The following is a 9,288-nucleotide window of genomic DNA, read 5'->3' on the forward strand; positions in this document are numbered from 1 at the left end:
GGCCGTGCCATGCTCGTGAAGCGTTCGTCCGGAAAGCCCGCCCGTGGCTCCCTCTCCCGCACCCTGACAACCGGCATCGGCGCTCCCGTCGGCCGGCGCGGCTTCCTCAAAACCTCCGGTCTGGCGGCCGGCGGCATGGCGGCGCTGAGCGCCCTGCCCGCCGCCATGATCCGCAAGGCCGAGGCCGGCCCGACCATCCCGAATGTCGAGACGGTGACGCGCAAGAACATCTGCACCCACTGCTCGGTCGGCTGCACGGTCATCGCCGAGGTGCAGAACGGCGTCTGGACCGGCCAGGAGCCGGGCTGGGAAAGCCCGATCAGCCAGGGCGCGCACTGCGCCAAGGGCGCCTCGGTGCGCGAGCTGACCAAGGGCGAGCGCCGGGTGAAATACCCGATGAAGCTGGTGGACGGCCAGTGGCAGCGCCTGTCCTGGGATCAGGCCATCGAGGAGATCGGCAACCAGTTGCTGGAGATCCGGCAGCAGTCCGGGCCGGACGCGGTGTTCTGGCTGGGCTCGGCCAAGTTCTCCAACGAGGGCTCGTACCTCTACCGCAAGCTGGCCGCCTTCTGGGGCACCAACAACGTCGATCACCAGGCGCGCATCTGCCATTCCACAACGGTCGCCGGCGTGGCGAACACGTGGGGCTATGGCGCCATGACCAACAGCTACAACGACATCCAGAACTCCAAGGCACTGGTGATCATCGGCGGCAACCCAGCGGAGGCGCACCCGGTGTCGCTGCCGCACATGCTGCGCGGCAAGGAGCGCAACCGCGCGCCCTTCATCGTCATCGACCCGCGCTTCACCCGCACCGCCGCCCACGCTACGGAATACGTCCGCATCCGCCCCGGCACGGACATCCCCATCACCTGGGGCATCCTGTGGCACATCTTCGAGAACGGCTGGGAGGACAAGGAATACATCCGCCAGCGCGTCTACGGCATGGACGAGGTCCGCGCCGAGGTGAAGAAGTGGGACCCCGCCACGGTCGAGCGCGTCACCGGCGTGCCCGGCGAGCAGGTCAAGCGCGTGGCCGAGGCGCTGGCGAAGAACAAGCCCAGCACCGTCATCTGGTGCATGGGCATCACCCAGCACACGACCGGCACGGCCAACGTGCGGGCGCTGTCGATCCTCCAGCTGGCGCTGGGCAACATCGGCGTGGCCGGCGGCGGCGCCAACATCTACCGCGGCCACTGCAACGTGCAGGGCGCCACGGACTTCGGCCTCGACGTCACCACCCTGCCCTCCTACTACGGGCTGGCCGAGGGGGCGTGGAAGCATTTCTGCCGCGCCTGGGACGTCGAATACGACTGGATGAAGAGCCGCTTCGCCTCCAAGGAACTGATGGAGATGAAGGGCATCCCGACGACCCGCTGGTTCGACGGCGTGATCTACAAGCCGGAGGACATCCAGCAGCCCAGCCCCTTGCGCGCCATGGTCTGCTTCGGGCACGGCGGCAACACCGTCACCCGCATGCCGGAAATGATCAAGGGCCTGGAGAAGCTAAGCCTTCTGGTCATCGCCGACCCGCACCCGACCACCTTCGCGGCGATCAAGGAGCGGCGCAACAACACCTACCTGCTGCCGGCCTGCACGCAGTTCGAGACGGACGGCTCGCGCACCTGCTCCAACCGGTCCATGCAGTGGGGCGAGAAGATCGTGGAACCGATCTTCGAGTCCAAGGACGACTACACGATCATCTACCTGCTGGCGAAGAAGCTCGGCTTCGCCGACGACATGTTCAAGCACATCACGGTCGAGGGCACCCGCCCCGTGCCGGAGGACATCCTGCGCGAGATCAACCGGAGCTGCCTGTCCACCGGCTACACCGGCCAGTCGCCGGAACGGCTGAAGATGCACATGAAGCACCAGGCCGACTTCGACAAGATCACCATGCAGGCGACCACCGGCCCGCTGAAGGGCGAGTATTACGGCCTGCCCTGGCCCTGCTGGGGCCAGCCGGAACTGCGCCATCCCGGCAGCCCGGTGCTCTACGACACCTCCAAGCACGTCATGGAGGGCGGCGGCGTCTTCCGCGCCCGCTTCGGGGTGGAGCGCAACGGCGTCTCCCTGCTGGCCGAGGGCAGCTATTCCAAGGGATCGGAGATCCAGGACGGCTATCCGGAATTCACCATGGCCATGCTGAAGAAGCTCGGCTGGGACAAGGACCTGACGCCGGAGGAGACGCGCGTCATCAACGCCATCGGCGGCGACAAGGTGGACGAGGTCAGCTGGCAGACGGACCTGTCCATGGGCATCATCCGCGTGGCGCTGAAGCACGGCTGCTCGCCGCACGGCAACGCCAAGGCCCGCGCGGTCGCCTGGAACCTGCCCGACCCGGTGCCGGTGCATCGCGAGCCGATCTACTCGCCGCAGCCGGAACTGGTGAAGCAGTACCCGGCCATCGAGGACCGGCGCGACTTCCGCCTGCCGCAGCTGGCCCGCTCGCTCCAGTTCAAGATTTCGGACAGCGACCTCCGGCAGAAGTTCCCCTTCGTCCTGACCTCCGGCCGTCTGGTCGAATACGAGGGCGGCGGCGAGGAGACGCGCTCCAACCCCTGGCTCGCCGAACTCCAGCAGTCGATGTTCGCGGAGATCAACCCGAAGGACGCCGAACGCCTGGGCATCCGCGACGGCGCGCTGGTCTGGGTCTACGGGCCGGAAAACAACGCCAAGGCGAAGGTCCGCGCGCTGGTCACCGAACGCATCGGCGTCGGCACGGTCTTCATGCCCTTCCACTTCTCCGGCTACTGGCAGGGCGAGAGCCTGCGCGACAACTACCCGCCGGGCACGGACCCCATCGTGCTGGGCGAACCGGCGAACGGGGTGACGACCTACGGCTATGACCCCGTGACCTTCATGCAGGAAACCAAGGTCACGCTCTGCCGCGTCGAGCCGGCATAAAGAGGGGCAGGGAGGGAGAAGATAACATGGCCCGCATGAAGTTCCTGTGCGACGCGGAACGCTGCATCGAATGCAACGCCTGCGTCACGGCCTGCAAGAACGAACACGACGTTCCCTGGGGCATCAACCGCCGCCGCGTCGTCACGCTGAACGACGGCAAGCCGGGCGAGCGGTCGATTTCCATGGCCTGCATGCACTGCAACGACCCGCCCTGCGCGGCGGTCTGCCCGGTGGACTGCTTCTACCAGACGGCGGACGGGGTGGTCCTGCATTCCAAGGACCTGTGCATCGGCTGCGGCTACTGCTTCTACGCCTGTCCCTTCGGCGCGCCGCAATACCCGCAGGCGACCAACTTCGGCGGCCGGGGCAAGATGGACAAGTGCACCTTCTGCGCCGGCGGCCCGGAGGCCGACAACACGCCGGAGGAATACCAGAAGTACGGCGCCAACCGTCTGGCAGAGGGCAAGCTGCCGCTGTGCGCGGAGATGTGCTCGACCCGCGCGCTGATGGCCGGCGACGGCGACGTGCTGGCCGACATCTACCGGGAACGGGCGGTGCGGCGCGGCTACGGCTCCGGCGCCTGGGGCTGGTCCACGGCCTACGGGCGCGAGGATCGCGGCCGCGCCTTCGGCCCCGGCCGGTCCGGCGCTGGCGTCGGCACGAGCGGCAGCTGAACCATGCCCCTCTTCCCCCTGGGGGAGAGGGGCTTCGATAAGACGCACGGGAAGGACGCGACATGACGAGGCATCTCCGTCACATCCTGGTCCTGATGGTGCTGCTGCTGGCGGCACCGGCGGTCCAGGCGCAGCTCTACCAGACGCCGAACCCCAACTTCCCCACCGCCAAGGATCAGGTTCAGCTCTACCAGAATCTGGACGACCAGATCACCGGCCGGGTCAGCATCCCCGACAACAAGCTGGGCGTGCTGGTCCAACCCGAGGGGCGCGAGTGGCGTGAATTCCGCACGAGCACGCTGCGCATCATCGCCGGCGCGGTCATCCTGGGCATGACGGCTCTGCTGGCGATCTTCTACCTGATCCGCGGCACCATCCGCATCCACGGCGGACGCTCCGGCCGGACGGTCCTGCGTTTCAACGGCATCGACCGCTTCGCGCACTGGACCACGGCGGTCAGCTTCCTGATCATGGCAATCACCGGGCTGATCGTCACCTTCGGGCGGCCCCTGCTGATTCCCCTGCTCGGCCACCCGGCCTTCACCACCCTGGCCGAGGGCAGCAAGTACCTGCACAACTTCTTCAGCGTGCCCTTCGTCTTCGGCCTTCTCCTGGTCTTCGTGCTGTGGGTGCGCGACAACATCCCCGAGCGAGCCGATCTCGTCTGGCTGAAGACCATGGGCGGCCTGCTCGGCAAGGGCGGCGAGCATCCGGAGGCCGGGCGCTTCAACGCCGGTCAGAAGGGCATCTTCTGGGCGGTGGTGTTCGGCGGCGTGGCGCTGGCGATCAGCGGATTCCTGCTGATGCTGCCCTTCTCCGTCACCGGCATTTCCGGCATGCAGATCCTCCACGTCGTGCATGGCGTGGTGGCGGCGCTGCTGATCGCGGTGATCATCGCGCACATCTACATCGGCTCCATCGGCATGGAAGGCGCGTTCGACGCCATGGGGCGCGGCGAGGTGGACGAGAACTGGGCACGCGACCATCACCGCCGCTGGTACGAGGAGCAGGCGCGTACCATGCGCACCAACGACGGCCGTCCCATCCACCGCCACCGGGCGGCGGAGTAGGTTTCGAACAGCGCCAAAAAATCCCTCTCCCGCCGTGGGAGAGGGATTTTTCCGCTACCGCCGCTCGCCCGAGAAATTCCGGTGCTCGACCGACGGGCCTTCGCCGACCCGCGCGCTGGGTGCCGAGTAGGCTTGGTCCGCCTCGCGGCTGAAGGTCCCTTCCAACACGAAGCCCGCCACCACGGCCAGCAGCACGGCACAGATCACCGCCAATCCGAACGCTTTCATGATCCCTCCTCCCGCCCCACGCGGGGCTGTCCTTTTGTTCCTCTAACGCTCGGAATCGGCCACGGTTGCACGGCCGCGCTCACGTCTTTGCCGCTCCCTTCAAAAACGCCTCGATTTCTTCGTTCACCCGCGCCGCTTCCTCGTGCTGGATCCAGTGGGTGGCTGTCTCCAGATGCACCACGCGGGTATCGCCGCACATCGCCGCCGCAGCCTCGGCCAGCCCACGGTCCAAGAAGCGGTCGCGGTCGCCCCACAGGATCAGCACCGGCATCCGCAGCCGCCCGCGCGGCGGGTCCATGCGCCGCCGCAGTGCCCGATACCAGTTCAGCATCGCGGTCATGGCGCCGGGCCGCGCCCACGCCTCGCGGTAGCGTGCCAGGTCGTCGGCGGTGAAGGTGCCGGGCCGGCTGGTCCCGGTCAGCGCCCGCTCGGCCAGCCGGAAGCCGCCGGCCCGGATCACCAGTTCCGGCAGAACCGGCGGTTGGAAGGCCAGCACGTACCAGCTCCGCGCCGCCTGGGTCGGGTGCCGCAACGCGTAGCCGCGCATCGTCGCCGGGTGCGGTGCGTTGAGGATGACCAGCCGCTCCACCCGCTCCGGCGCCGTCAGCGCCACCCACCACGCCACCACGCCGCCCCAGTCGTGCCCGACCAGAGTGAAGGAGGCCCGCCCCGCCCGTTCCGCCAGCCGCAGCACGTCGGCGGCGAGCGTGTCGGCGGTGTAGGCGCCGATGCCGCGTGGCTTGTCGCTGGCCGCGTAGCCGCGCTGGTCAGGCGCCAGCACGTGGAAGCCGCCCGCCGCCAGCGCCCCGATCTGCCGGCGCCAGCCGTACCAGAATTCCGGAAAGCCGTGCAGCAGGATGACCAGCGGTCCGTCCCGTGGACCGGCCTCGACGACGTGCAGGCGGACGCCGGGGGCGACCTCGACCATCCCGCTGTGGAGCCCCGTCCCAATCCCTGTCATTCTGCCTCGCACGCAGCCCCTTGCACGCAGCTGGCCCCGCCGGGATCCCAACAGCCGGCGGGCCGCTGCGGTTCGCGGCCTTGGTGGTTCGCGACTTGGCGAAGCGCGTTCGCGACCCCCATTTAATCGATTAAACGCGGCCCTTCGCCGCTCTGACAGGATGACAGCCGGTGATTATCGAGAGCGATCTGAAGCTCGACTTCAAGGACGTGCTGATCCGCCCGAAGCGCAGCACCCTGCAAAGCCGCAGCGAGGTGGACGTGAACCGCACCTTCCGGTTCGTCCACAGCGGGTCGGAATGGACGGGCTTTCCGCTGATCGCGGCCAACATGGACGTGGTCGGCACCATGAACATCGCCAGGGCGCTGTCGCGCTTCGGCGCGATGACGGCCCTGCACAAGCACTATCCGGCCGACGCCCTGGTCGCCTTCTTCCGCGACGAGGATACGACGAACGTCTTCTACTCCCTCGGGACGACCGAGGCCGACTACGACAAGTTCCAGCAGGTCAAGGCCAAGGCGCCCATCACCAGGGTCTGCCTTGACGTCGCCAACGGCTATTCGGAGCGTTTCGTGCGCTTCGTCGGCCGCATGCGCAAGGAGAACCCGGATCTGGTCATCATGGCCGGCAACGTGGTGACCGGCGACATGACGGAGGCGCTGGTCCTGGCCGGCGCCGACATCGTGAAGGTCGGCATCGGTCCGGGCTCGGTCTGCACCACGCGCAAGATGACCGGCGTCGGCTATCCGCAGCTGTCGGCGATCATCGAATGCGCCGACGCCGCCCACGGGCTGAAGGGCCAGGTCTGCGGCGACGGCGGCTGCACGGTGCCGGGCGACGTGTCCAAGGCCTACGGCGCGGGCGCCGACTTCGTCATGCTGGGCGGCATGCTGGCCGGCCATGACGAGTGCGAGGGCGACATCCGCTACGAGGAGCGCGACGGCCAGCGCGTGCCCACTACCATGACCTTCTACGGCATGTCGTCGGACACGGCGATGAACAAGTACGCGGGCGGTGTCGCCGCCTACCGCGCGTCGGAAGGAAAGACGGTGGAGGTTCCCTACCGTGGCCCCGTCGAGGGCACGATGCAGGAGATCATGGGCGGCGTGCGCAGCATGATGACCTACATTGGTGCCACCAAGCTGAAGGAGGTCCCCAAGCGCACCACCTTCGTCCGCGTCGGCGCGCAGCTGAACACGGTGTTCGGGGGTTAAGGCGCGCACCCAATACCCCCTCTCCCGCCCCCGGTGGGAGAGGGGGTTATGTGCCCCCAAAATATCCCTGGTACCTGATCCGTTCTCCTGCTTCCTTGCGGCCCTTCTTGGTTAACGCACCAGGAGGGGCCTCATGGACGGTTCAGACGTCATCCGCTCCCACCTGCCGACCCTGCCGGCCACGCCCGGCGTCTACCGGATGATCGGCGCGGACGGGGGCATCCTCTACGTCGGCAAGGCGAAGAATTTGAAACGCCGGGTGGCCAGCTACACCCGGACCGAGGGGCTGCCCAACCGTACCCGGCGCATGGTCGCCCTGACCCGCTCCATGGAGTTCGTCACCACCCACACGGAGGCGGAGGCGCTGCTGCTGGAGGCGAACCTCATCCGCACCCTGCGCCCGCCCTTCAACGTGCTGGTCAAGGACGACCGCTCCTTCTCCTACATCGTGCTGGGCCAGGGGCACGCCTTCCCGCGCCTGATGCACCACCGGGGCACCGCGCGCCGCTATGGCGAGGCGCGGCGCAACGACCTGTTCGGCCCCTACGCCTCCCCGGCGCTGGTCGGCATGACCATCGCGGCGCTGCAACGGGCCTTCCTGCTGCGCACCTGCGACGACGCCACCTTCACCTCCCGCACGCGGCCATGCCTGCAACACCAGATCAAGCGCTGCTCGGCCCCTTGCGTCGGCCGCGTGACGGAGGAGGACTACGCCGCCCAGATGCGAGGCGTGCGCGACGTGCTGAACGGGCGCAGCGCCGCCGTGCAGGCGGAATTCGCGCGGCACATGATGGACTGTTCCGACCGCCTCGCCTACGAGGACGCCGCGCGCTGGCGCGACCGCATCCGCGCCCTGACCGCCCTGCAAAGCCGCCAGGACATCAACCTGGAAGGCTCTCTGGAGGACGCCGACGTGCTGGCCGTCCATGCCGAGGGCGGGACCGCCTGCGTGCAGGTCTTCTTCGTGCGCGGCGGCCGCAACCAGGGCACCCGCGCCTTCTTCCCCCGCCATGATAGGGATGAAGACGAAGCCGCCATCCTCGCCGCCTTCACCGCCCAGCTCTACGAAGACACGCCGCCCCCGCACCGCCTGCTGCTCAGCCACGATCTGCCCGACCGCGCCCTGCTGGGCGAGGCGCTGACGCTGGCCGCCGGCCGCCGCGTCGAGGTGGAGGTGCCCCAGCGCGGTCCCAAACGCCGCATCGTCGAGCACGCCCTGACCAACGCCCGCGAGGCGCACGGCCGCCGCATGGCCGAACGCTCCGCCCAGGCCAAGCTGCTGGCCGGCGTGGCGCGCCTGTTCGGCCTTCCTGGCATCCCCGCCCGTATCGAAGTCTACGACAACTCGCACATCCAGGGCGCCTTCCCGGTCGGCGCCATGATCGTCGCCGGGCCGGAGGGATTCCAGCGCAACGCCTACCGCCGCTTCCACATCAAGGATCCGGCAGTGGCCGGCGACGACTACGCCATGCTGCGCGAGGTGCTGACCCGCCGCTTCGGCCGCGCGCTCCGCGAGGACCCCGACCGCCGCAACGGCCTGTGGCCCGACCTCGTGCTGATCGACGGCGGCCTCGGCCAGTTGAACGTCGCCCGCACCGTCCTGGCTGATCTGGGGATTGAGGATGTCGATCTCGCCGCCATCGCCAAGGGACCGGACCGCGACGCCGGCCGCGAGCGCTTCTTCCTGCCCGGCCGCGAGCCGTTCCAACTGGCGCCCAACGACCCGGTGCTCTACTTCCTGCAACGGCTGCGCGACGAGGCGCACAAGACCGCCATCGACAGCCACCGCGCGCGCCGCACCAAGGCCATGGAGCACACGCGCATCGACGGCATCCCTGGCATCGGCCCGGCCCGCAAAAAGGCTCTGCTGCACCATTTCGGCAGTTCCACGGCGGTGGCCGCCGCCGGCCTGAAGGATCTGGAAGCCGCCCCCGGCATCAGCGCCACCGTCGCCCGCCGCGTCTACGAGCATTTCCACGGCTAACGTCCCCCTCCCCTGCGAAGCGGGGGAGGGTCGGGGTGGGGGCCCGCCTCGACCACTGTCCCCAAAAACCGTCTCCAACTGTGACCCAGGCCACAGCGGCATGTGCCGCGCCCGCGTACCTTCAGGCCATCAAAACAGCCTCGACCCAACCACGACCCTTAGAGCGCCTAACGAAACCGGGATTTGGCTGTTGGGAGGGGCATGGCAGCTCCTCTCGTTTCCGACGCCCTGTGGGCACTGATTGAACCGT

The 9,288-nt window shown here is 68.4% G+C and carries 7 protein-coding genes; 5 read left to right on the top strand and 2 right to left on the bottom strand.

Going from position 1 to position 9,288, the window contains the following annotated elements:
• Positions 1 to 9: 9 nt before the first annotated feature.
• From J2852_RS30220 to J2852_RS30230, 3 genes are all read left to right on the top strand, one after another.
• Positions 10 to 2,907, top strand: a complete 2,898-nt coding sequence (locus tag J2852_RS30220) for a formate dehydrogenase subunit alpha (protein WP_209882846.1) — start codon at positions 10 to 12, stop codon at positions 2,905 to 2,907.
• Between the two features lie 26 nt (positions 2,908 to 2,933).
• On the top strand, positions 2,934 to 3,581 hold the full coding sequence (fdh3B, locus tag J2852_RS30225) for a formate dehydrogenase FDH3 subunit beta (protein WP_209882848.1): 648 nt from the start codon (positions 2,934 to 2,936) through the stop codon (positions 3,579 to 3,581).
• Between the two features lie 62 nt (positions 3,582 to 3,643).
• Positions 3,644 to 4,651, top strand: coding sequence for a formate dehydrogenase subunit gamma (locus J2852_RS30230; protein ID WP_209882850.1), 1,008 nt, complete (start codon positions 3,644 to 3,646; stop codon positions 4,649 to 4,651).
• 54 nt (positions 4,652 to 4,705) lie between these two features.
• Here the strand turns inward: J2852_RS30230 and J2852_RS30235 are convergent, their stop codons facing one another.
• Both J2852_RS30235 and J2852_RS30240 read right to left on the bottom strand, forming a co-directional pair.
• Positions 4,706 to 4,879: a hypothetical protein gene (locus J2852_RS30235; RefSeq protein ID WP_209882852.1), complete on the bottom strand. Its 174-nt coding sequence runs from the start codon at positions 4,877 to 4,879 to the stop codon at positions 4,706 to 4,708.
• 79 nt (positions 4,880 to 4,958) lie between these two features.
• Entirely contained in the window at positions 4,959 to 5,840 is an 882-nt protein-coding gene (locus J2852_RS30240; RefSeq protein ID WP_209882854.1) for an alpha/beta fold hydrolase, read from the bottom strand.
• Positions 5,841 to 6,010: 170 nt separating this feature from the next.
• On the opposite strand from J2852_RS30240, the gene J2852_RS30245 reads away from it, so the two are divergent.
• A complete protein-coding gene (locus J2852_RS30245; RefSeq protein WP_209882857.1) occupies positions 6,011 to 7,054 on the top strand; it encodes a GMP reductase in 1,044 nt (347 codons plus the stop codon).
• A gap of 133 nt (positions 7,055 to 7,187) precedes the next feature.
• Positions 7,188 to 9,038, top strand: coding sequence for an excinuclease ABC subunit UvrC (uvrC, locus tag J2852_RS30250; protein ID WP_209882859.1), 1,851 nt, complete (start codon positions 7,188 to 7,190; stop codon positions 9,036 to 9,038).
• The last annotated feature ends 250 nt before the right edge of the window (positions 9,039 to 9,288 follow it).

Origin of the sequence: Azospirillum soli, assembly GCF_017876165.1 — a bacterium.
Lineage (GTDB): Bacteria > Pseudomonadota > Alphaproteobacteria > Azospirillales > Azospirillaceae > Azospirillum > Azospirillum soli.

Bases quoted from the DNA above. Each gene is read 5' to 3' on its own strand.
- J2852_RS30220 (WP_209882846.1), top strand. From the start codon at position 10: ATGCTCGTGAAGCGTTCGTCCGGAAAGCCCGCCCGTGGCTCCCTCTCC.
- fdh3B (WP_209882848.1), top strand. From the start codon at position 2,934: ATGGCCCGCATGAAGTTCCTGTGCGACGCGGAACGCTGCATCGAATGC.
- J2852_RS30230 (WP_209882850.1), top strand. From the start codon at position 3,644: ATGACGAGGCATCTCCGTCACATCCTGGTCCTGATGGTGCTGCTGCTG.
- J2852_RS30235 (WP_209882852.1), bottom strand. From the start codon at position 4,879: ATGAAAGCGTTCGGATTGGCGGTGATCTGTGCCGTGCTGCTGGCCGTG.
- J2852_RS30240 (WP_209882854.1), bottom strand. From the start codon at position 5,840: ATGACAGGGATTGGGACGGGGCTCCACAGCGGGATGGTCGAGGTCGCC.
- uvrC (WP_209882859.1), top strand. From the start codon at position 7,188: ATGGACGGTTCAGACGTCATCCGCTCCCACCTGCCGACCCTGCCGGCC.